The sequence below is a fragment of the Bacillus sp. SRI_025 genome (assembly GCF_057592095.1).
Genome location: NZ_JBYEGB010000009.1, coordinates 1 through 22,268, shown reverse-complemented (window position 1 = coordinate 22,268; position 22,268 = coordinate 1). Strand labels below are relative to the sequence as shown.

Genomic DNA, 22,268 nt, shown 5'->3' with positions numbered 1-22,268 from the left:
GATATGGGGGATGTATAAATGAATCAATATTATAATCAACCTCAAGGCACGAAGCTGTCATCAGACGCGGAGCACAATGTCACAATGCGAAACAGAAAGCATTTAGATATCACTGGTGTCAAACAAGTGGAAAGCTTTGATAGTGAGGAATTTCTGCTAGAGACGGTCATGGGGATTCTCGCCATCCGCGGAGAAAATCTGCAAATGAAGAACCTAGACGTCGAAAAGGGCGTTGTGTCGATCAAAGGGCGTGTCTTTGATTTAATCTATGTTGATGAGCAGCACGGGGAGAAAGCTAAAGGATTTTTTAGCAAGCTGTTTAAATGACGCTGACAGTCCAGTTTTATACGATGCTTTCCATGGCGGCGATGGGCATCTGGCTGGGCGCATCGCTTGATACGTACAAGCTGTTTGTGAACCGGGAAAAAACAGCAAAATGGCTTTTGGCTATACACGATCTCCTTTTTTGGATGGTGCAGGGTCTCTTATTCTTTTACGTCCTGCTGCTGACAAATGAGGGAGAATTCAGGCTTTATATTTTCCTAGCCGTTGCTCTAGGTTTCTCGATGTATCAGGCATTGATGAAACATCTGTATCTCAAGATTCTCAAGTTTATCATGATGTGTGTATATCAGACCGTTCTCTTCCTGAAAAGGCTGGTCATGTCGATTGTCTTCCAGCCGATCCGCTGGATGATCACATTGGTCATAAGTGCTATTCTGTTCTTGCTCCACTCGCTCTTACGTCTAGTTCGTTTTACGTTTCGGCTCGTGTGGAAGGTGCTGTCGATTGTTTGTTATCCGCTCATCTGGTTACTCAATGTGACCATTATTCATCGGATTCCCGAAAAATGGCGAACATCAATGAGATTGTTTTTCTCAAAAGGAGCAGGAATTTTACAAGGGGCCAAGAAATTATCTGGTACCATCAAAACGAAATGGAAACAATTCTGGACAAAGTAAGAGAGGAGGCCTTCAACCTTGAACAAGAGAAAAAGAAATATCGCACAAATTCAAAATGATTATCAAAAACAAATGGAACAGCAAGCACAGCGCTTAAAACGCAAACGTCGCGGACTCCTTAGAAGGCTTACCGTGTTTGGTGTGATCGTGCTCATGTTTGCTGTCTTGGTGACAAGTGCCCTCTGGTCGCAATCGTCTTCACTAAAGGAAAAAGAAGAGAAGAAGGTTGCGCTCGAAAAAGAGTTGAAGCAATTACAAACAAAGCAGGAAGATATTTCTGATGAAATTAAGAAGCTGAAAAGCAAGGAATACGTACTCGAACTGGCACGACGGGACTATTATATGTCCAAAAAAGGCGAAAAAATCTTTGATGTGGGCAATAAGAGCGATTAGCCTTGTTGACACTTAAAATTCAGTTTATGTATAATTGAACAAATGAGATTTTTTTATAAGTCTAAGGAGGAGCACTTTTTTTATGTCGATTGAAGTTGGCAGCAAGTTACAAGGGAAAGTTACGGGCATTACAAATTTTGGAGCTTTTGTGGAGTTGCCAGGCGGTTCAACTGGTCTCGTTCATATCAGTGAGGTAGCCGATAACTATGTAAAAGATATTAATGAGCATTTAAAAGTCGGTGAACAAGTTGAAGTGAAAGTGATTAACGTTGAAAAAGACGGTAAAATCGGCTTGTCCATTAAAAAAGCAAAAGATCGTCCTCAACAACAATCAAGACCAAGCAGAAATGATTTCCGTCCGAAGGAATCGTTTGAACAAAAAATGAACAAATTCTTAAAAGATAGCGAAGATCGCTTAACATCTTTAAAACGTAACACGGAATCAAAACGTGGGGGGCGCGGAGCAAGAAGAGGTTAACTTGTTGCTGCTTTCTATATATTTTCACAACAAAGCATCTGCTGTTCAGCAGGTGCTTTTTTTCATGATCTATCCTACATTTTTTGAGATTTCGTCATTTAATTTATAACTTTCTATTGACGGACAAGCGAATCCTTTGTATTATAGTTCTTGTGCTTCTTAGCGCATTATCATTATGGCGGTGTAGCTCAGCTGGCTAGAGCGTACGGTTCATACCCGTGAGGTCGGGGGTTCGATCCCCTCCGCCGCTATCCTTTTAACTAGAACATAAAGCAAGGCCCGTTGGTCAAGCGGTTAAGACACCGCCCTTTCACGGCGGTAACACGGGTTCGAATCCCGTACGGGTCATCTTCGAAACAGCTTTCTATAGGAAAGCTGTTTTTTTGTGCTTTCGTAAAATTCTGATGAAAGACATCGACTTTCATGAAAGTATGCCTCTTTGACGAATAAAGCGTCGAACGTTTTATGGAAACGACAACTTCTTTTGACAAAATTTCTTTTTCACCTTCGCTATAATGACAAGCAACGAATATCAGGTGGGGGATGAGAAGATGGAAAAACTAGAAAGAAGAACTGATTTAACAGGAGCGGGGTTTGAAAGAATCAGTGCGGGGTTAAAAAAGATGAAAAACCTGTTTCTTCATCACACGCATTCTCTTTTTTTCTATAAAGGGTTTATTTATGTTGTTCTAGGCTTTTTATTAGGACGAGCCTTTATATTATCTGAAATTATGCCGTTTGCTCTGCCTTTCTTTGGTTCCATGCTGCTTATTAAAAGAGATAAGGCAATGCTTGCTTGTCTCGCTTTACTCGCTGGGGCGATGACGATATCACCTCAAAATGCATTGTTTGTGTTTGCATCGCTGCTTATGTTTCTCCTTATGTCAAAGGTGGTTTCTTTCATCATCAAAGACCCAGTGAAAACATTACCGGTTGTCATTGTTCTCTCAATGCTGATTACCCGAGGAGCGTTTGTTTACCTAGAGCAAGGTGCTGTGCAAAGCTATGATTACGTCATGGCGGGTGTCGAAGCAGGACTTGCCTTCATTTTGACACTGATTTTTCTTCAAAGCCTGCCGATTTTTACAGTCAGGAAAATTAAACACTCTTTAAAGGTCGAAGAAATTATTTGTTTTATGATTTTAATTGCCTCAGTTTTAACCGGACTTGCTGGGATCTCATTTCAAGGGATGCAGGCAGAGCATATTTTGTCACGTTATGTAGTGCTGACCTTTGCTTTTATTGGCGGAGCCAGTATTGGTTGTACGGTCGGTGTCGTGACAGGATTAATTCTCGGTCTCGCCAACATCGGAAACCTTTATCAGATGAGTCTTCTTGCCTTTTCAGGTTTATTAGGCGGATTGCTGAAAGAAGGGAAGAAAGCAGGGGCAGCCATCGGCTTAATTGTGGGTTCCTTACTCATTTCACTGTATGGGGAAGGGTCAGCAGGTCTCATGACCACACTGTATGAATCACTTATAGCGGTTGCGCTCTTTTTGCTCACGCCGCAATCAGTCACCTCCAAGGTAGCGAAATACATTCCTGGCACGGTAGAGCATGTACAAGAGCAGCAGCAATATGCTCGGAAAGTACGAGACGTGACAGCAAAAAAGGTAGACCAATTCTCTAATGTATTTCATGCGCTGTCTGAGAGTTTTGCGACATTTTACGAATCTATTCCTGAAGAGAAGAAGCAGGAAGAGGATGTAGATCTTTTTTTAAGTACGATCACAGAACGATCCTGTCAAACGTGCTATAAGAAAAATAAATGCTGGGTGCAGAACTTTGATACAACCTATGAACTAATGAAACAAGTTATGCATGAATCTGATGAAAAAACGTATGAGCATAACCGAAAATTGAAAAAGAAATTTAGTCAGCACTGCTCAAAATCAAAACATGTCGAGGAATTGATTGAAGAGGAGATCGCTTACTATAAAGCCAACCAGACACTGAAGAAAAAAGTCCAAGACAGCAGACGTCTTGTGGCTGAACAGCTGATGGGGGTCTCGCAAGTGATGGAGGATTTTTCCCGGGAAATAAAACGAGAAAGAGAACAGCATTTTATTCAAGAAGAGCAGATGATAGAAGCGCTTCAGCACTTTGGTATTGAAATTCAGCAAGTAGAAATCTATAGCTTGGAACAGGGAAATGTCGATATTGAAATGAGAATCCCATATTGCCAAGGGCATGGGGAATGTGAAAAAATCATTGCTCCAATGCTTTCAGATATTTTAGAAGAACAGATTTTAGTCAAAGCAGAGCAGTGTGCAGAGCATCCAACAGGCTATTGTCATGTTGTGTTTGGCTCTGCCAAATCATATCGAGTGGCTACAGGCGTGGCACATGCAGCAAAAGGCGGAGGACTGGTATCTGGAGACAGCTACAGCATGATGGAGCTTGGTGCAGGCAAGTATGCCGCAGCTATTAGTGATGGAATGGGCAACGGAGCACGTGCTCATTTTGAAAGCAATGAGACGATTAAGCTGTTAGAAAAAATATTGGCGTCAGGTATCAATGAAAAAGTAGCGATTAAAACCATTAATAGTATTTTATCTTTACGAACGACGGACGAGATCTATTCAACATTGGATTTATCGATTATTGATTTACAGGATGCAAGCTGTAAGTTCCTCAAGATTGGTTCAACACCCAGCTTTATTAAACGAGGTGATCAGGTGATGAAGGTACAAGCAAGCAACTTGCCGATTGGTATTATTGATGAATTCGAAGTCGAGGTTGTGAGCGAACAGATGAAAGCAGGAGATCTCTTGATTATGATGAGTGACGGCATTTTTGAAGGGCCAAAGCATATTGAAAATCATGATCTGTGGGTGAAACGGAAAATGAAAAGCTTTAAAACAGAAGATCCACAAGAAATTGCTGATTTATTAATGGAAGAGGTCATTCGAACAAGAGCAGGCCAAATTGACGACGATATGACGGTTGTTGTCATTAGGCTCGACCACAACACACCAAAATGGGCTTCCATTCCGACAGGTACATTCTATCTTGAGAAACAAGAGATTTCTTAAAATATCGTATAATATGAATTTCTTCTGGCGATGATGGGGATATAAGCATTCAGTTACAATCCCAGGAGGAATGAAGATGCGAAAAGGTCACGTCAACCAAATCTTATTGATTACAGATGGCTGCTCAAATCACGGGGAAGATCCGCTTGCGATTGCCTCATTGGCAAAGGAACAAGGGATTACAGTCAATGTCATTGGCATTATGGAAGAAAACAGACACGATCATGAAGCGATGAAAGAAGTAGAGGGGATTGCTCTCGCAGGCGGAGGCATCCATCAAGTTGTCTACGTCCAGCAATTATCTCAAACAGTACAAATGGTCACGAAAAAAGCGATGACACAAACCTTACAAGGTGTTGTGAATAAAGAATTGCAGCAAATACTCGGCAAAGACACTGAAATTGAAGAGCTTCCACCTGATAAGCGCGGGGAAGTAATGGAGGTTGTTGATGAGTTAGGAGAGACGGTTCACCTTCAAGTACTCGTGCTTGTTGATACAAGTGCAAGTATGAAACCGAAGCTGCCGACTGTCAAAGAAGCACTTATCGACCTTTCCATCAGTTTAAATTCAAGAATTGGAGAAAATCAGTTTGGGATGTGTGTATTTCCCGGGAAAAACTCAGATGCAGAAATTGTGTTGAATTGGACGCCTCGATTCGATTCGTTATCATCTATTTTCCCAAAACTGACCACTGGAGGAATCACCCCAACGGGACCAGCACTTCGGGAAGCACTTCAGCATTTCAAATCAGTTCGCTCACGTAAAGGGCTGCTTGAAGCAAAGGAAGAGCATGATGATGAATTCGGTTTCTAACATCCCGTTAGGCACGGTGATTCAAGGGAAATGGCACCACCATCATTACCGTATTGTAAAAGAGCTTGGAAAAGGGGCGAACGGTGTTGTCTATCTGGCCGAATCGCCACATGGGCAAGCGGCCCTTAAAGTGAGTGATGACAGTATGCTCATTGCATCTGAAGTCAATGTATTAAAATCCTTTTCAAAGGCTCCTGTGAAAACCATGGGGCCTTCTTTTTATGATATGGATGATGCGATTTATCCCGGTATGCCTCAAAAACGCTCCTTTTACGTGATGGAATATGTCAGAGGCCCATTACTGCTTGAATTTGTAAAACAAAAGGGTGATGAGTGGATCGTTGTTTTGATGATTCAGCTTTTATCTAGCCTGGCTCATTTACATCAGGAAGGCTGGATTTTTGGTGACTTAAAGCCTGATAATCTCATTGTTTCTGGTCCCCCGGCCACGATCCGGTGCATTGATGTGGGAGGAACGACAAAAGCGGGCAGGGCAATTAAGGAGTATACCGAGTTTTTTGATCGAGGATATTGGGGATTCGGCTCACGAAAAGCTGAACCAACTTATGATTTATTTGCCCTGACCATGGTGATGGTTAACTGTGCGTATAAGAAAGAATTCAAAAAAGGAGCAGAACCAGAAAAGCAGCTTTATCGAGCCATTGAAGGACATCCTTTATTAAAGCGATATGAAAGGGTGTTAAAGGCTGCTTTACAAGGTAAATATCAATCAGCAGCAAACATGAAAAGTGCGATGCTGAAAGAAGGACAGCTGATTGAATCAAGAAAATCACGCCAAAAGAAGCAACAGCAAAAAAACGCGCCAAAACCCGCTGTTAATCAAAATCAACAAGTGGCTTCACGATCGCGGGCTGCAGCAGCAAAAAGAACGTCAGTACGTAAAAAATCAGGCGGACTTTTTGAAACCATTCTTATCGTGTGCAGTGTACTCGCCCTTTACTGTGCATATGTGGTTTTGTTCCTGTTGTAGAGCTGTAAAAAAGCAGGCTTCTTCTTTGCTTGGAGCTACTGAAAGTGATAGGATATGTATATCTTTAAATTACCTGCTCTTTGTGAGGAGGAAGTTGTGAATAGAATTGAATCTTTTTTGAAAAAACATGATGTTTACCTTGAAAATACGACAGTCATTGTCGGGGTTTCCGGCGGACCGGATTCCATGCTTTTACTGCATGAACTTAACAAGCGCCGCAAAGGTTCCTATCAGCTGATTGCAGCCCATGTAGATCACATGTTCAGAGGAGAAGAGTCCTTTGCTGATTTGGCATTTGTTGAGGCTTACTGTAAGGAGCACGAGATCCCTTTTGAATCGTCCCGCATACAGGTCACCCAATATGCAAAAGAAAACCGCTTAAACAAACAGGCAGCTGCAAGGGAGTGCAGATATGCTTTCTTTCGTCAATTGATGGAGCAATACAAGGCTCAATTTATAGCGCTTGCACATCATGGAGACGACCAAGTAGAAACAATGTTGATGAGACTTGCGAGAGGAACTGTTGGTATAGGACTCGCGGGTATCCAAGCAAAACGTCCTTTTCAAAATGGATGGCTGATTCGTCCGCTCATTGGATACTCTAAGGACGACGTGCTAAAAGCTTGTGAAAAAGAACATGTTCCCTATGTCATTGATCAAAGCAATCATACAGATGACTACTTGAGAAACCGGGTAAGAAGACACATTCTTCCCGTGTTAAAAGAAGAGGCACCTCATGTACATGAAAGCTTTCAGTTTGTAAGTGACATGCTGACTGAGGATGAGCAATACTTGCAGGCTTTAACAAAGGTACAAATGAACCAAGTGATAACGAGTCAATCGCCTAAGCAAATTGAGATCAAAACGAAGCCTTTGCTTGACCTGCCTTTGCCTTTACAAAGAAGAGGCATTCAACTAATATTAAACTATCTTTATGAAAACACTCAATCAGCGTTTTCAAACCAGCATATTCTAGGGACTTTAGACTGGTTATCTCATACTGATCAACCGTCTGGATCATTAGATTTGCCAAAAGGTTTACAAGCTGTCAAGTCTTATGATCACTGTATGTTTACCTTTGAACGATCGCATGTAGTAGACCAGTCTTATGCTCTTCACTTAAAGGTTGAGCTTGGAGAAGAGCTTTTTCTCCCAAATGGACAGTCTATCGTCGTATCAAATCATGTTCCGAAGGATGCACGGAACGGAAACCATTTTTTCTTGCTTCAAAAAGATCATGTTCGTCTCCCTTTGATCATTCGCTCACGAAAAAATGGTGATCGAATCAAACTTAAAGGGATGAATGGATCAAAAAAGGTGAAGGATATATTTATTGATAAAAAAGTGCCTCTTGCAGAAAGAGACAGCTGGCCGATCGTCACTGACTCGGATCATCAAATCATCTGGATCCCAGGTCTGAAAAAATCCGTTTTTGAAGAAATTGATATGACAAACAGCGATCTCATTGTATTACAATATAGACAGCACGAAAATTTGTAGGGGGCAAGCAAAAGCATGAAACAAGATATTGAAAAGATTTTGATCTCAGAAGAAGAGATCCAGCAAAAAGTGAAGGAACTGGGTGCAACATTAACCAGCGATTATGATGGTAAATTTCCCCTGGCTATTGGTGTTTTGAAAGGGGCTCTTCCATTCATGGCAGACCTGATCAAACACATTGATACATATTTAGAACTTGATTTTATGGATGTATCTAGCTACGGAAAGTCTACCGTATCTTCTGGAGAAGTAAAGATCATTAAGGATCTAGATACTTCTGTTGAAGGAAGAGATATTTTGATTATGGAAGATATCATCGACAGTGGGTTAACTTTGAGCTATCTGGTAGAGCTTTTCCGATACCGTAAAGCAAATTCCATTAAAATTGTGACATTGCTTGATAAACCAAGCGGCCGCAAAGCAGACATCAAAGCAGATTATGTTGGATTTGAAGTACCAGATGCATTTGTTGTCGGCTATGGATTGGATTTCGCTGAACGTTACCGAAACCTCCCGTATATTGGAGTGTTAAAACCATCTGTTTACGAAGGCTGATCAGCATACGTATACATGAGGTTATTGGTTGTGTTGGAATGATTTTCTATGATACTATTGAACATAGTTGTGCTTACTGTGGGAGGAGGTAAGGAATGAATCGGGTTTTTCGTAATACGATTTTTTATATACTTATTTTATTACTTGTGATAGGGGTCGTTAGTTGGTTAGGATCCCCAAATCAAAAGCCTGAGAACATGTCTTACAGCAAATTTTCGCAAAATCTAAGTGCGGGAAAAGTGGAGAGTATCTCCATTCAGCCTGTAAGAGGGGTTTATGAAATTCGTGGTCAATTAGATGGCGCGAAGAAAGATCAATACTTCATTACCCATGTTCCAGATGGTCAAGGTGTTGACCAAATTTACAGTGCACTGAAGAATACAGATGTAAAAGTAGAACCAGCACCTGAAACAAATGGATGGCTGCAAGTTCTGACAACCATCATTCCGTTTATCATCATCTTTATCCTGTTCTTCTTCTTATTGAACCAAGCTCAGGGCGGCGGAAGCCGAGTCATGAACTTTGGTAAGAGTAAGGCGAAGCTTTACACAGAAGAGAAGAAACGTGTGAAATTTAAAGATGTTGCTGGTGCAGATGAAGAAAAGCAAGAGCTTGTAGAAGTGGTGGAATTCCTGAAGGATCCACGTAAATTTGCGGAGCTTGGCGCAAGAATCCCTAAAGGGGTTTTACTAGTAGGACCTCCAGGTACAGGTAAAACATTGCTTGCGAGAGCATCTGCAGGAGAAGCAGGCGTTCCTTTCTTCAGCATCAGTGGTTCTGACTTCGTCGAGATGTTCGTCGGTGTCGGTGCATCACGTGTACGTGATTTATTTGAAAATGCGAAAAAGAATGCACCTTGCTTAATCTTTATTGATGAGATTGATGCAGTGGGTCGTCAGCGTGGAGCCGGTCTTGGCGGTGGTCATGACGAGCGTGAACAAACGCTTAACCAGCTTCTTGTCGAAATGGATGGTTTTAGTGCCAACGAAGGTATTATTATCATTGCTGCGACGAACCGTGCAGATATTCTAGACCCTGCATTGCTGCGTCCGGGACGTTTTGACCGTCAAATTACGGTTGACCGCCCAGATGTTATTGGCCGTGAAGAAGTACTGAAAGTTCATGCGAAAAACAAACCGCTTGACGAGTCAGTCAACTTAAAAGCCATTGCAAGCAGAACACCAGGGTTCTCTGGTGCAGATCTTGAGAACTTACTAAACGAAGCAGCACTTGTTGCTGCACGTCAAAACAAAAAGAAAATCGATATGCGTGATATCGACGAAGCGACTGACCGTGTCATCGCTGGGCCGGCGAAGAAAAGCCGCGTCATTTCGAAGAAAGAACGTAATATCGTGGCTTACCATGAAGCAGGTCATACCGTCATTGGTCTTATCTTAGACGAAGCGGACATGGTGCATAAAGTAACGATCGTTCCTCGTGGTCAGGCAGGTGGATATGCGGTCATGCTTCCAAGAGAAGACCGTTATTTCCAAACGAAGCCAGAGCTTCTTGATAAGATTGTCGGCTTGCTCGGCGGTCGTGTTGCAGAGGAAATTACGTTTGGTGAAGTAAGTACAGGCGCTCACAACGACTTCCAGCGTGCAACAGGCATTGCAAGAAGAATGGTCACAGAGTTCGGTATGTCTGATAAACTTGGTCCGCTTCAATTCGGTCAATCACAAGGAGGTCAAGTATTCCTTGGCCGTGATTTCAACAATGAGCCGAATTATAGTGAAGCGATCGCTTACGAAATTGACCAAGAAGTTCAGCGCTTCATTAAGGAGAGCTACGAACGTGCGAAACAAATTCTCACTGAGAATAAAGATAAGCTAGAAATCATCGCACAAGCCCTTCTAGAAGTTGAAACATTAGATGCTGAACAAATTAAATCTCTTTACGAAACTGGAAAGCTTCCAGAGCGTGTATACGCAGATGACGAAGAGAAAAACGATGATGTGAAAGTAAACATAAAGAAAAAAGAAGATGAGGAGATCTAATCTCCTTCTGTGAAAGCTGCCGGGATCACCGGCAGCTTTTTTATTTCGATTCATGAATGGATCGGTTTCGAATTGTTTACAAATGGAACTCAATTCGTGTATGGTATGATAGAAAGTCGAAAAATGCTCTTTTTGAGAAACTATTCAAAGTGGTGATGAAGTTGTTACTCGTGATAGATGTAGGAAACACAAATACCGTTTTAGGTGTTTATCATAATGGCGATCTAAACTACCATTGGCGAATTGAAACAAGCCGTCATAAAACAGAAGACGAATTTGGTATGTCCATTAGGGCCTTATTCGATTATGTGGGGCTGATGTTTGATCAAATAGAAGGGATTATTATCTCGTCTGTGGTCCCGCCAATGATGTTCGCACTTGAAAGAATGTGCGAAAAGTATTTTCATCTAACACCCCAAATTGTAGGGCCTGGAATGAAGACTGGATTAAACATCATGTGTGACAATCCAAAGGAAGTCGGGGCAGATCGAATTGTTAATGCAGTAGCAGCAATTCACCTATATGGGGCGCCTCTTATTGTGGTAGACTTTGGAACAGCAACAACCTACTGTTATATCAATGAACAAAAACAATACATGGGTGGAGCGATTGCACCGGGTATTACCATCTCAACAGAGGCTTTATATACAAGAGCGGCGAAGCTGCCGAGAATTGAAATTGTCCGTCCTGATCACATTGTTGGAAAAAACACCATCAGTGCGATGCAATCAGGCATCCTTTATGGATATGTTGGTCAAGTCGAGGGAATAGTGAAACGGATGAAGCAGCAAGCCAAACAAACACCGAAAGTCATTGCAACAGGCGGTTTGTCTACATTGATTGGAAATGAATCAGACTGCATTGATATTGTCGATCCGTTCCTCACATTAAAAGGACTGCAGCTCATTTATGAACGTAATCGTGTCGGTGTATTATAGGAGGTTTAAATCAAATGGATTACTTAGTTAAAGCATTAGCATATGACGGAAAAGTCCGCGCATATGCTGCAAACACAACAGATACAATCAACGAAGCACAAAGAAGACATCATACGTGGCCGACTGCATCAGCTGCCATCGGCAGAACGATGACAGCAACCGTCATGATGGGTGCTATGCTGAAAGGTGAGAATAAGCTAACTGTCAAAATAGAAGGCGGTGGACCAATCGGCGCCATTATTGCTGATGGAAATGCAAAAGGTCAGGTGCGAGGATATGTCTCAAACCCACAAGTTCACTTTGATTTAAATGAACATGGCAAGCTGGATGTTAGACGTGCAGTCGGAACATCTGGAACCTTAAGTGTTGTCAAAGATATCGGGCTGAAGGACCACTTTACAGGACAAACGGAAATTGTTTCAGGTGAAATTGGAGATGACTTCACATATTATCTTGTTTCTTCTGAGCAAGTGCCTTCCTCTGTAGGCGTAGGCGTCCTTGTCAATCCAGATAATTCGATCCTCGCAGCAGGCGGTTTCATCATTCAATTGCTGCCTGGTACAGAAGATGCTGTCATTGAAAGACTAGAAAAGCGTCTGTCAACGATTGAACCAATCTCTAAACTCATTGAAAAAGGGATGACACCAGAAGAAATATTAGAAGAAGTACTCGGTGAAAAGCCTCAAATTTTAGAAACTGTACCTGTCGAATTCTCTTGTAACTGCTCAAAAGAACGGTTTGCAAATGGCATTATCAGCCTAGGGAAAGCCGAAATTGATGATATGATTGAACAAGACGGACAAGCAGAAGCTCAATGCCATTTTTGTAACGAAACGTATGTATTTACAAAAGAAGAGCTAGAAGAGCTACGTGAAGAATTAACCCGCTAAGCTCTAAGCAGCGGGTTTTCTTTTTAGAATGGAAAGGAGACGAAAGATGAGATTAAAAGCAAGAGTGGTATGGACATTTATCCTCGTGTTGCTCATGATTAATGCCGTTGTCATTGCATATGTATTAACAAAGTCACAAATGTCACAGGCTTCTTCTAATGGGAAGAGCGGTGAAGAAATTGCATCGATTGGAAAAGAGAAGGTAACGCGTCAAGAATGGTTAAAGAAGATGGAAGACCGCTACGGAAAGGCAACACTTGAACAAATGATCAATCTGAAGGTGGTCAATCAGCTTGCCAAGCAAAACAAGCTGGACGTGTCTTCGAAAGAGATCAATCGTGAATTGCTTATGCTCAAAGCAGTATCTAATAATTTCTACGAAGATGGACATACAAGTGAGAAGGAATGGAAAGAACAGATTCGTTATCAAATTTTATTAGAGCAGCTTTTAACAAGAGATGCCGTCGTTTCTGAAAAAGAAGCGAAATCGTTTTATGAAAAAAACAAGGACTTATATCAATATGATGATTCATACCGCATTCGCCATATTGTCGTGAAGACAAAGGACGAGGCTGAAAATGTATTGAAAGATTTAAAAGGTGGATCCAGCTTTGAAGCCGTAGCAGCTGAACGTTCAATCGACCGTTACACCTCACCATACGGCGGAGATCTTGGATTTGTGACAGAAGAGCAGGAAAGCATCCCAGCCCTATACATACAAGAAGCTCAAAAGCTTCAGCCAGATGAATGGACGAAAGAGCCAATTCAGACCAAAAACGGGTATGCCATTATTCAGTTAAAAGAAAAATTAAATGGCCGCTCTTTCTCCTATGACGAAGTCAAAGATCAGATTAAAAGGCAGATCGCGATGGAAGATCTAGGTGAAAAGGCGAATGTCAAAACCCTGTGGAAGGAAGCAAAAGTCACATGGTTTTACGATGGCGAGCAGGACTAAAAGCATTGACAAAATTTTTTGAAATTGATAATTTAATATTAATACAATAAAATTACTCGGAGATAGAGGTGTTAGTGATGGCTCGTATTGCAAATTCAGTTTTTGAACTAATAGGAAATACACCAGTCGTTAAATTAAACCGTTTAGTAGATGAAGACAGTGCGGATGTCTACTTGAAACTTGAATATATGAACCCAGGCAGCAGTGTCAAAGATCGTATTGCTTTAGCGATGATCGAAGATGCTGAAGCGAAAGGTACACTAAAAGCCGGCGATACCCTTATTGAACCAACAAGTGGAAACACAGGAATCGGCCTTGCGATGGTAGCGGCTGCTAAAGGAATCAACGCGATTTTGGTTATGCCAGACACAATGAGTCAGGAGCGCCGCAACCTTTTACGCGCTTATGGTGCGGAGCTTGTCTTAACACCAGGTGCAGAAGGAATGAAAGGTGCCATCAAAAAAGCAGAAGAATTGGCAGAAGAGCATGGTTACTTCATGCCTCAGCAATTTAGCAACGAAGCCAATGCGGAGATTCACCGTCGTACAACTGGGAAAGAAATTCTTGAACAGTTTGACGGCGAGCTTGATGCATTTATTGCAGGTGTCGGTACGGGCGGTACGATCACAGGTGCTGGTGAAGTCCTAAAAGAAGCCATCCCATCCATCCAACTTTATGCAGTAGAGCCGACAGATTCCCCTGTATTGTCAGGCGGAAAGCCGGGTCCGCATAAAATTCAAGGAATTGGAGCAGGTTTTGTTCCTTCAATCCTGAACACAGAAATATATGACGGCATCATCCAAGTGAAAAACGAAGATGCATTTGAGCTTGCAAGAAAAGCAGCGAAAGAAGAAGGAATCCTTGGCGGTATTTCTTCCGGAGCAGCTATTTACGCAGCACTTCAAACAGCGAAGAAGCTTGGTAAAGGGAAAAAGGTTCTCGCAATCATCCCAAGTAACGGTGAGCGTTACCTCAGTACACCTCTTTATCAATTCGATTAAACCAATCACCCCAGCATTTGCTGGGGTTTTTTCATGAATTCTGAAGATGGAAAGCAAATACTATTTTCTAAATAAATTGGATTGCATTACAATAAGATTAATGAAAATAAAAAAGGATGATAACATGACACAACGCAGGCCGATGGGCATCAAAATTCCTTTTACGAAAGATGCGTTCTTGAAAAGATACGAACAATTAACTGCTCGTGAAACACATCATGTGCTTCTAGAAAGTGCACGCGGCGGTTCATATAGCATTGCTGGTATTCACCCGATCGCTAAAGCGAAGGGGAAAGATGGGATGACGACCATCCATTATCAAGATGAGGTATTGTTCAAAGAAGGTGATCCATTCAGAGCGTTTACGGATTGGTTTCAATCCCTTCAAACCGAAACAAACGACGAATACCCCGACTTCCAAGGCGGAGCGATTGGGTTTTTAAGCTACGATTATGCTAGATACATCGAGCATTTTAAGATGCTGGCAATTGATGATCTTAAAACACCAGACCTTTATTTCCTCGTGTTTAACGATGTTGCAGTTTTTGATCATGAAGAGAACGCACTGTGGCTGATTACTCACACAGAGGAAGCAGAACCAATGAGTGAAGCGAATCAAAGGCTGGAAGAATGGGAGCGAAAGTGGACAAGCTCTTTTGAAGAATCAGCACAATCACCTGTCAATGAATCTTCTACAGAATTTGTACCAGCAGCACCTTTTACTGAAGAAACCTTTGGAGAAGCAGTAGAGAAAATTAAGCAATATATCGCAAACGGTGACGTGTTCCAAGTGAACTTATCTATCAGACAAGATGAACAGCTTCACACTCATCCGTATGATTTATACAAAACATTACGTCAAGTGAATCCATCTCCTTATATGTCTTACCTGCATACGCCTGACTTCCAGATTGTTTGTGGATCTCCAGAGCTGCTTATTAAGAAAAAAGGGACTCGGCTAGAAACAAGACCAATTGCTGGAACAAGATCACGAGGCAAAGACGACGCTGAGGATCAAGCGCTGGCAAAAGAACTGATTGAAAATGAAAAAGAACGCGCAGAGCATGTGATGCTCGTTGACCTTGAGCGGAATGACCTTGGACGAGTATCTACTTATGGATCCGTAAAAGTGAACGAATTTATGGCGATTGAGAAATATTCACACGTGATGCATATTGTATCCAATGTACAAGGAGAGCTGCGTGATGAATGTGACTCGGTTGATGTCATGAGAGCTGTATTCCCAGGTGGAACGATTACAGGTGCTCCAAAAGTGAGAACAATGGAAATCATAGAAGAACTTGAGCCAACAAGACGTGGGCTTTATACTGGATCTATAGGCTGGTTTGGATTCAATCAAGATATGCACTTTAATATCGTTATTCGGACTGCGTATTGTACAGAAGGAAAAGCCTTTATGCAGTCAGGTGCGGGGATTGTCATAGATTCTGTCCCAAAACATGAATACAAAGAATCCATTAAAAAAGCCTATGCAGTGAAAAAAGCAATACAGTTGAGCAAAGAAGAGACTATTTTGAGTTAGAGGTGAGCAGAGTATGATTTTAATGATTGATAATTATGATTCATTTACGTACAACCTGGTCCAGTATTTAGGTGAGCTTGGAGAAGAATTGATCGTGAAACGGAATGATCAAGTGACCATTCAGGAAATTGAAGAGCTCAAGCCGGATTTTCTCATGATTTCTCCAGGGCCATGCAGTCCTGATGAAGCGGGAATTAGTATGGAGGCGATCAGGCACTTTGCAGGAAGTATTCCGATCTTCGGTGTGTGTTTAGGCCACCAATCCATCGCACAAGTCTTTGGCGGGGATGTTGTTCGAGCAGAGCGCTTAATGCACGGTAAAACGTCAGAGATTAAACATGACGGAAAAGGTGTCTTCACAGGACTTCAAAATCCGCTCGTTGCAACGAGATATCATTCATTAATTGTCAAAAACGAGACGCTGCCAGAGTGCTTTGACGCAACAGCCAGCACGAAGGAAGGCGAGCTCATGGCGATTCGCCATAAAGAATTGCCGATTGAAAGTGTGCAATTCCATCCTGAATCAATTATGACGTCCTTCGGAAAAGAAATGCTGAAAAATTTCATTGAAACCTATCGTAAAAAGGGGCATGAAGTAAACGCATGATCATTTATCTGAACGGTCAGTATATAGAGGAGAAAGACGCGACTCTTTCTCCTTTTGATCATGGTTTTCTATATGGCATCGGTGTATTCGAAACATTTACCAGCCTGGCAGGACAAGTCTTCCTGTTGGATTGGCATCTTGAAAGGCTCAATCAATCATTACGTGACCTTTGCATCGAATCCACAATAGAGAAACCATTTGTACTCGACATCATTCATACCTTATTGAATAAAAACCAAATAGCCGGCGGCCATGCGAGAATTCGCTTGAATGTTTCTGCGGGCAGAGGAAACGGAGTTTCTGCAGATCCTTATGAAGAGCCTGTCGTTTTTGTCATGATCTCTCCTTTCCGTCCAGAATCTATTTTGGATGAGAAAAAGGGAGTCATTCTTCAAACGAGAAGAAATACACCGGAAGGGCCAAGGCGCCTCAAGTCTCATCATTATATGAACAACCTGCTTGCTAAAAGAGAAGTGGGAAATGACCCGTCGTTAGAAGGCATCTTTTTAACAAAAGAAGATGATGTGGCAGAAGGCATTACCTCGAATATCTTTTGGCGAAAAGATGATGTGATCTATACACCGTCACTTGATACAGGCATTTTAAATGGGGTCACTCGTCGATACTGTATGGAAACGCTCCGCGCTATGGGAGCTTCGCTAAAGGAAGGGCGATACCCAGTCTCACATTTGCTCTCAGCTGATGAGGCATGGATGACCAATTCTGTTCAGGGAGTTGTACCGTTCAGAGGAATAGGAGAAATCCACTTTCCCAAAAACAGCCGGACAATTTCAACAAAGTTAAGAATGCAATACACTAAAGAACGTCAAGACCATAAAGAGTAGGTGGACACAATGACACAACAATTGATAAAACAGCCTAAAATCATACAGGCCAAGCACCATACCCTTAGTTATGAAGAAAAGACATTAGTCATGGGCATTTTAAATGTCACACCTGACTCTTTTTCAGATGGAGGAAAGTTTAATCAAGTAGATAAAGCGCTGGCTCATGCAGCGCAGCTGATAGAAGACGGGGCACATATTATTGATATTGGCGGAGAATCGACTCGCCCGGGAGCGGCACTTGTCTCGGAAGAAGAGGAGCTTTCAAGGGTCATTCCGGTCATTGAGAAGATCACAAAAGAATTAGATGTACCTATCTCTATTGATACGTATAAAGCCCGTGTTGCAGATGAAGCGGTGAAAGCTGGAGCCTCCATCATTAACGATGTATGGGGAGCAAAGGCAGATCCCCAAATGGCACATGTGGCAGCGAAGCACAATGTTCCAATCATTTTAATGCACAATCGGCCAGAACGAAACTACACACATCTGATTTCAGATATGATCGCCGATTTGAAAGAAAGTGTCCAAATTGCCCAGCAAGCGGGTGTCCGCGATGACATGATCATATTAGATCCAGGTGTAGGATTTGCGAAAAATAAAGAGGACAACCTGAAGGTCATGAATGAGCTCGAACATTTTTGTCACCTTGGGTATCCACTGCTGTTAGCTACATCTCGAAAACGATTCATTGGTGCTGTCTTAGATCTGCCGCCTGAAGAACGTACTGAAGGAACAGGTGCGACGGTCTGTCTTGGGATTCAAAAGGGCAGTGCGATGGTCCGTGTACATGATGTAAAAGAAATTGTAAGAATGGCAAAAATGATGGATGCCATGCTGAATAAGGGAGGCGCTTATCATCGATAAAGTATATGTAAACGGAATGGAATTTTACGGGTACCACGGCGTATTTGCAGAAGAAAACAAACTAGGGCAGCGATTCCGCGTGGACTTAACAGCTTCACTTGATTTAAGTAAAGCCGGACAAACCGATGACCTCAATGAGACGATCAACTATGCAGAGCTCTACCAAATCTGCAAAAGCATCGTAGAAGGTGAGCCAGTCAATCTCGTTGAAACACTGACAGAAAGAATTGCAAACCAAGTGTTAAAGGACTTTCCGACAGTCCAGGAATGTACAGTGAAGGTGATCAAGCCAGATCCGCCAATTCCAGGTCACTATCAGTCCGTTGCAATTGAAATGACGAGATCGCGCACATGAACAATACGGCATACATCGCACTAGGCTCAAACATAGGTAAAAAAGAAACCTATTTAAAAGAAGCCGTTAGAAAACTGCATGAACATCCAGAGGTTCAAGTGGAATTAATCTCATCAATATATGAAACAACACCTGTAGGCTACGAAAACCAAGATGATTTTTTAAATATGGCCGTGAAAATTACCACTTCACTTCGTCCAGAGGAACTACTGTCTCTTACTCAGACAATCGAGCAAGAGTTAGGCAGAACAAGAGAAGTGAGGTGGGGTCCGCGAACGGCTGACCTTGACATTTTACTTTATAATCGTGAAAATATTGAAACAGAACAACTTGTAGTGCCGCATCCTAGAATGTACGAACGTTTATTCGTTCTTGTTCCGATGAGTGAGATTTGCCCAGAAATCGGCGAAGTACAAATAAATGCCGTAACAGACCAAGAAGGTGTAAGCATATGGAAAAAGACATGTGGGGTAGAAGAATTCGTGCATACCGAAAGCTAAAAGGGTATACTCAGGAAGGGTTCGCGAAAAGACTGGGCATCTCTGTCTCTGTCTTAGGAGAAATTGAGCGAGGCAATCGATTACCAACAAACCAATTGGTTGGTCAAATAGCAGATGCTTTAAATATAACGGTGGAAGAACTTTCGCCAATTCTTGAAGAAGAAAGGAGGGGGAAAAATGTTTAAAATCGGAGATATCGAGATTAAAAACAAAGTAGTGCTCGCGCCGATGGCTGGTGTGTGCAACTCTGCCTTCAGACTGACGGTGAAAGAGTTTGGAGCGGGCTTAGTCTGCGCTGAAATGGTCAGTGACAAAGCGATCCTGATCAACAATGCAAGAACAATGGGTATGCTATACATTGATGAACGGGAAAAGCCTTTGAGCCTTCAGATATTTGGAGGGGAAAAAGATACACTCGTCGAAGCGGCAAAGTTTGTAGACAAGAATACCACAGCGGATATTATTGATATCAACATGGGCTGTCCTGTGCCGAAGATTACGAAATGTGATGCAGGAGCGAAATGGCTGCTTGATCCAAACAAAATTTATGAAATGGTCTCTGCTGTTGTAGATGCTGTAGACAAACCAGTTACAGTGAAAATGAGAATGGGCTGGGACGAAGACCATATCTTTGCTATTGATAATGCCCGTGCTGTTGAACGAGCAGGTGGACAAGCGGTTGCGCTTCACGGACGGACACGCGTGCAAATGTACGAAGGAACAGCGAATTGGGATATCATGAAAGAGGTTAAACAATCTGTATCCATTCCTGTCATCGGCAATGGCGATGTCAAAACCCCTCAAGATGCAAAACGTATGCTTGATGAAACGGGTGTGGACGCTGTCATGATCGGAAGAGCCGCACTAGGAAACCCGTGGATGATCTATCGAACGGTTCATTATTTAGAAACGGGTGAACTGAAAGAAGAGCCAAACGTGCGTGAGAAAATGTCAGTGTGCAAACTTCACTTAGACAGACTCATTGACCTGAAAGGCGAGCATGTGGCTGTCAGAGAAATGAGAAAGCACGCAGCATGGTACTTAAAAGGTGTCCGAGGCAATGCGGACGTAAGAAATCAAATCAATCAAAGTGAAACGAGAGCGGAGCTTGTACAAGTTCTTGATGACTTTACGATCGAAGCCGAGGCAAAAGAGCTTCAAAGTATAAAAGTAGGATAAGACTATCTTTCTTTTTGTAGCTCACTGCTAGTGCATGTACTGGCAGTTTTTCTGCTTTTCTCTGCAAAATACATTATTGGAGTGATATAAATGAGTAATGAAGGGCTTAATAACGAAGAATTAAATGACCAATTTCAGGTCAGACGTGACAAAATGAATAAAATGAGAGAAGAGGGTATCGATCCATTCGGTGAACGATATGACCGTTCTCATCAATCTGCGCAAATTATCGCTGAATATGACGAGTTTTCTAAAGAAGACTTAGAAGGAAAAGCGGCTCAAGTAACAATCGCTGGACGTATGATGACAAAGCGCGGAAAAGGAAAAGCTGGCTTTGCACATATTCAAGACCTAGAAGGACAAATTCAAATCTATGTTCGTAAAGATAGTGTAGGGGAAGAAGCTTACGAATTATTCAAAAGCTCAGACTTAGGCGATATCATCGGTGTAACAGGGACTGTTTTTAAAACAAATGTAGGAGAACTTTCTATTAAAGCGACCAGCTTTGAGGTTCTTACGAAAGCACTTCGCCCGCTTCCTGATAAATATCATGGATTAAAAGATGTTGAACAACGCTATCGTCAGCGCTACCTTGACCTCATTGTAAATCCAGAAAGTAAGCAGACGTTCATTATGCGAAGCAAAATCATTCAATCCATGAGAAGATACTTAGATTCTAAAGGATACTTAGAAGTTGAAACACCAACAATGCACAGCATCCCTGGTGGTGCATCAGCGCGTCCTTTCATTACTCATCACAATGCACTTGATATGCCGCTTTATATGCGTATTGCGATCGAGCTGCACTTAAAACGCCTAATTGTCGGTGGTCTAGAGAAAGTATACGAGATTGGTCGCGTATTCCGTAATGAAGGTGTATCAACTCGTCACAACCCAGAATTCACTATGATCGAGCTGTATGAAGCATACGCAGACTACAAAGACATCATGAATCTGACTGAAAACCTGATTGCTCATATTGCCCAAGAGGTGTTAGGAACAACAACCATTCAATATGGAGAAGATGAAATTGATCTCAAACCTGAATGGAAGAGACTTCATATGGTTGAAGCGGTCAAAGAAGCAACAGGTGTAGACTTCTGGCAGGAGATGTCTGTAGAAGAAGCAAAACAGCATGCTGCTGATCATGGTGTTGAAATCACGAAAAATATGACAGTAGGTCATATTATCAATGAGTTCTTCGAGCAAAAAGTAGAAGAAACATTGGTTCAGCCTACATTCATTTACGGACATCCAGTGGAGATTTCTCCATTAGCTAAGAAAAATCCTGAAGACCCTCGCTTTACTGATCGCTTTGAGCTGTTTATCGTACGCCGCGAGCATGCAAATGCATTCACAGAGCTAAACGATCCAATCGATCAAAGAGAACGCTTTGAAGCTCAATTAAAAGAACGTGAAGAAGGAAACGACGAAGCACATCTAATGGATGACGATTTTGTTGAAGCATTAGAATACGGTATGCCTCCAACAGGTGGTCTAGGAATCGGAATCGACCGATTAATCATGCTTTTAACAAATTCTCCATCAATCAGAGATGTACTGCTTTTCCCACAAATGAGAAACCGCTAATACATCAACCAAAGCGCCATTTTATCTATGGCGCTTTTTATTTTTCATAAAATGAAACTTTTTTTAAAAAAACTATTGCAAGGAAAGAATCCAGATGGTATATTATTATTCGTTGCCGCAAAACAGCAACGAGGTTAAAAAAAGAAATTGAAAAAAGTTCTTGACTTTAACTGATGCAAAATGGTAAGATATTAAAGTCGCTTACGAGCGATAACGAAAATGATCTTTGAAAACTAAACAAGACAAAACGTACCTGTTAATTCGAGTTTTTAT

The 22,268-nt window shown here is 41.9% G+C and carries 22 protein-coding genes, 2 tRNA genes and 1 pseudogene; all 25 read left to right on the top strand.

Features of this window, described 5'->3' with window-relative positions:
- Nucleotides 1-18 precede the first annotated feature (18 nt).
- Entirely contained in the window at nucleotides 19-327 is a 309-nt protein-coding gene (gene yabP, locus AC20OE_RS18280; protein ID WP_024425646.1) for a sporulation protein YabP, read from the top strand.
- Nucleotides 324-962, top strand: coding sequence for a spore cortex biosynthesis protein YabQ (gene yabQ, locus AC20OE_RS18275; RefSeq protein WP_106025932.1), 639 nt, complete (start codon nucleotides 324-326; stop codon nucleotides 960-962). The genes yabP and yabQ overlap by 4 nt, the downstream gene beginning before the upstream one ends.
- Nucleotides 963-980: 18 nt before the next feature.
- Nucleotides 981-1,355, top strand: a complete 375-nt coding sequence (locus tag AC20OE_RS18270; protein WP_003217952.1) for an FtsB family cell division protein — start codon at nucleotides 981-983, stop codon at nucleotides 1,353-1,355.
- Between the two features lie 82 nt (nucleotides 1,356-1,437).
- The gene (locus tag AC20OE_RS18265; RefSeq protein WP_008357409.1) at nucleotides 1,438-1,833 is read left to right on the top strand and encodes a S1 domain-containing RNA-binding protein; all 396 of its coding nucleotides are present in this window, start codon (nucleotides 1,438-1,440) and stop codon (nucleotides 1,831-1,833) included.
- A gap of 177 nt (nucleotides 1,834-2,010) precedes the next feature.
- Nucleotides 2,011-2,084 (top strand) — tRNA-Met (locus AC20OE_RS18260).
- Between the two features lie 25 nt (nucleotides 2,085-2,109).
- Nucleotides 2,110-2,181, top strand: a tRNA-Glu gene (locus tag AC20OE_RS18255).
- Between the two features lie 203 nt (nucleotides 2,182-2,384).
- Nucleotides 2,385-4,868, top strand: coding sequence for a stage II sporulation protein E (gene spoIIE / locus AC20OE_RS18250; RefSeq protein ID WP_058838225.1), 2,484 nt, complete (start codon nucleotides 2,385-2,387; stop codon nucleotides 4,866-4,868).
- A gap of 76 nt (nucleotides 4,869-4,944) precedes the next feature.
- Nucleotides 4,945-5,682, top strand: a complete 738-nt coding sequence (locus AC20OE_RS18245; RefSeq protein ID WP_034325063.1) for a vWA domain-containing protein — start codon at nucleotides 4,945-4,947, stop codon at nucleotides 5,680-5,682.
- Nucleotides 5,666-6,673, top strand: a complete 1,008-nt coding sequence (locus AC20OE_RS18240; RefSeq protein ID WP_144490967.1) for a protein kinase domain-containing protein — start codon at nucleotides 5,666-5,668, stop codon at nucleotides 6,671-6,673. The genes AC20OE_RS18245 and AC20OE_RS18240 overlap by 17 nt, the downstream gene beginning before the upstream one ends.
- Before the next feature lie 96 nt (nucleotides 6,674-6,769).
- Nucleotides 6,770-8,192: pseudogene (gene tilS, locus AC20OE_RS18235) on the top strand (tRNA lysidine(34) synthetase TilS).
- Nucleotides 8,189-8,728 (top strand): hypoxanthine phosphoribosyltransferase, encoded by a 540-nt coding sequence (hpt, locus tag AC20OE_RS18230; RefSeq protein ID WP_008357399.1) that lies wholly within the window; start codon nucleotides 8,189-8,191, stop codon nucleotides 8,726-8,728. Before tilS ends, hpt begins: the two are co-directional and overlap by 4 nt.
- Before the next feature lie 95 nt (nucleotides 8,729-8,823).
- Nucleotides 8,824-10,725: an ATP-dependent zinc metalloprotease FtsH gene (gene ftsH / locus AC20OE_RS18225; protein WP_034284252.1), complete on the top strand. Its 1,902-nt coding sequence runs from the start codon at nucleotides 8,824-8,826 to the stop codon at nucleotides 10,723-10,725.
- A gap of 161 nt (nucleotides 10,726-10,886) precedes the next feature.
- Entirely contained in the window at nucleotides 10,887-11,663 is a 777-nt protein-coding gene (locus AC20OE_RS18220) for a type III pantothenate kinase (RefSeq protein ID WP_039175940.1), read from the top strand.
- Nucleotides 11,664-11,677: 14 nt separating this feature from the next.
- Nucleotides 11,678-12,553 carry an Hsp33 family molecular chaperone HslO gene (gene hslO / locus AC20OE_RS18215; protein ID WP_024425653.1) on the top strand — a complete coding sequence of 292 codons (876 nt, stop codon included), beginning with the start codon at nucleotides 11,678-11,680 and terminating at the stop codon, nucleotides 12,551-12,553.
- A gap of 46 nt (nucleotides 12,554-12,599) precedes the next feature.
- Nucleotides 12,600-13,508 (top strand): peptidyl-prolyl cis-trans isomerase, encoded by a 909-nt coding sequence (locus AC20OE_RS18210; RefSeq protein WP_039175942.1) that lies wholly within the window; start codon nucleotides 12,600-12,602, stop codon nucleotides 13,506-13,508.
- Nucleotides 13,509-13,585: 77 nt separating this feature from the next.
- The gene (gene cysK / locus AC20OE_RS18205) at nucleotides 13,586-14,509 is read left to right on the top strand and encodes a cysteine synthase A (RefSeq protein ID WP_024425655.1); all 924 of its coding nucleotides are present in this window, start codon (nucleotides 13,586-13,588) and stop codon (nucleotides 14,507-14,509) included.
- Nucleotides 14,510-14,633: 124 nt separating this feature from the next.
- On the top strand, nucleotides 14,634-16,052 hold the full coding sequence (locus AC20OE_RS18200; protein ID WP_099662821.1) for an anthranilate synthase component I family protein: 1,419 nt from the start codon (nucleotides 14,634-14,636) through the stop codon (nucleotides 16,050-16,052).
- A gap of 13 nt (nucleotides 16,053-16,065) precedes the next feature.
- Nucleotides 16,066-16,659: an aminodeoxychorismate/anthranilate synthase component II gene (gene pabA, locus AC20OE_RS18195; protein ID WP_059376328.1), complete on the top strand. Its 594-nt coding sequence runs from the start codon at nucleotides 16,066-16,068 to the stop codon at nucleotides 16,657-16,659.
- Entirely contained in the window at nucleotides 16,656-17,504 is an 849-nt protein-coding gene (pabC, locus tag AC20OE_RS18190; protein ID WP_059376330.1) for an aminodeoxychorismate lyase, read from the top strand. Before pabA ends, pabC begins: the two co-directional genes overlap by 4 nt.
- Before the next feature lie 9 nt (nucleotides 17,505-17,513).
- On the top strand, nucleotides 17,514-18,371 hold the full coding sequence (gene folP / locus AC20OE_RS18185; protein ID WP_487269071.1) for a dihydropteroate synthase: 858 nt from the start codon (nucleotides 17,514-17,516) through the stop codon (nucleotides 18,369-18,371).
- Nucleotides 18,364-18,726 (top strand): dihydroneopterin aldolase, encoded by a 363-nt coding sequence (gene folB, locus AC20OE_RS18180; protein ID WP_024425659.1) that lies wholly within the window; start codon nucleotides 18,364-18,366, stop codon nucleotides 18,724-18,726. Before folP ends, folB begins: the two co-directional genes overlap by 8 nt.
- Entirely contained in the window at nucleotides 18,723-19,226 is a 504-nt protein-coding gene (gene folK, locus AC20OE_RS18175) for a 2-amino-4-hydroxy-6-hydroxymethyldihydropteridine diphosphokinase (protein ID WP_059376336.1), read from the top strand. Before folB ends, folK begins: the two co-directional genes overlap by 4 nt.
- Nucleotides 19,178-19,411 (top strand): helix-turn-helix domain-containing protein, encoded by a 234-nt coding sequence (locus tag AC20OE_RS18170; RefSeq protein WP_024425661.1) that lies wholly within the window; start codon nucleotides 19,178-19,180, stop codon nucleotides 19,409-19,411. The genes folK and AC20OE_RS18170 overlap by 49 nt, the downstream gene beginning before the upstream one ends.
- Nucleotides 19,404-20,405, top strand: coding sequence for a tRNA dihydrouridine synthase DusB (gene dusB, locus AC20OE_RS18165; RefSeq protein ID WP_039175955.1), 1,002 nt, complete (start codon nucleotides 19,404-19,406; stop codon nucleotides 20,403-20,405). The genes AC20OE_RS18170 and dusB overlap by 8 nt, the downstream gene beginning before the upstream one ends.
- A 90-nt stretch (nucleotides 20,406-20,495) precedes the next feature.
- Nucleotides 20,496-21,995, top strand: a complete 1,500-nt coding sequence (gene lysS, locus AC20OE_RS18160) for a lysine--tRNA ligase (RefSeq protein WP_034284259.1) — start codon at nucleotides 20,496-20,498, stop codon at nucleotides 21,993-21,995.
- The last annotated feature ends 273 nt before the right edge of the window (nucleotides 21,996-22,268 follow it).

Bases quoted from the DNA above. Each gene is read 5' to 3' on its own strand.
- dusB (WP_039175955.1), top strand. From the start codon at position 19,404: ATGTTTAAAATCGGAGATATCGAGATTAAAAACAAAGTAGTGCTCGCG.
- pabA (WP_059376328.1), top strand. From the start codon at position 16,066: ATGATTTTAATGATTGATAATTATGATTCATTTACGTACAACCTGGTC.
- cysK (WP_024425655.1), top strand. From the start codon at position 13,586: ATGGCTCGTATTGCAAATTCAGTTTTTGAACTAATAGGAAATACACCA.
- AC20OE_RS18245 (WP_034325063.1), top strand. From the start codon at position 4,945: ATGCGAAAAGGTCACGTCAACCAAATCTTATTGATTACAGATGGCTGC.
- AC20OE_RS18170 (WP_024425661.1), top strand. From the start codon at position 19,178: ATGGAAAAAGACATGTGGGGTAGAAGAATTCGTGCATACCGAAAGCTA.
- lysS (WP_034284259.1), top strand. From the start codon at position 20,496: ATGAGTAATGAAGGGCTTAATAACGAAGAATTAAATGACCAATTTCAG.
- AC20OE_RS18200 (WP_099662821.1), top strand. From the start codon at position 14,634: ATGACACAACGCAGGCCGATGGGCATCAAAATTCCTTTTACGAAAGAT.
- pabC (WP_059376330.1), top strand. From the start codon at position 16,656: ATGATCATTTATCTGAACGGTCAGTATATAGAGGAGAAAGACGCGACT.
- folP (WP_487269071.1), top strand. From the start codon at position 17,514: ATGACACAACAATTGATAAAACAGCCTAAAATCATACAGGCCAAGCAC.
- hpt (WP_008357399.1), top strand. From the start codon at position 8,189: ATGAAACAAGATATTGAAAAGATTTTGATCTCAGAAGAAGAGATCCAG.
- AC20OE_RS18210 (WP_039175942.1), top strand. From the start codon at position 12,600: ATGAGATTAAAAGCAAGAGTGGTATGGACATTTATCCTCGTGTTGCTC.
- yabP (WP_024425646.1), top strand. From the start codon at position 19: ATGAATCAATATTATAATCAACCTCAAGGCACGAAGCTGTCATCAGAC.
- AC20OE_RS18265 (WP_008357409.1), top strand. From the start codon at position 1,438: ATGTCGATTGAAGTTGGCAGCAAGTTACAAGGGAAAGTTACGGGCATT.
- yabQ (WP_106025932.1), top strand. From the start codon at position 324: ATGACGCTGACAGTCCAGTTTTATACGATGCTTTCCATGGCGGCGATG.
- AC20OE_RS18240 (WP_144490967.1), top strand. From the start codon at position 5,666: ATGAATTCGGTTTCTAACATCCCGTTAGGCACGGTGATTCAAGGGAAA.
- hslO (WP_024425653.1), top strand. From the start codon at position 11,678: ATGGATTACTTAGTTAAAGCATTAGCATATGACGGAAAAGTCCGCGCA.
- spoIIE (WP_058838225.1), top strand. From the start codon at position 2,385: ATGGAAAAACTAGAAAGAAGAACTGATTTAACAGGAGCGGGGTTTGAA.
- folK (WP_059376336.1), top strand. From the start codon at position 18,723: ATGAACAATACGGCATACATCGCACTAGGCTCAAACATAGGTAAAAAA.
- ftsH (WP_034284252.1), top strand. From the start codon at position 8,824: ATGAATCGGGTTTTTCGTAATACGATTTTTTATATACTTATTTTATTA.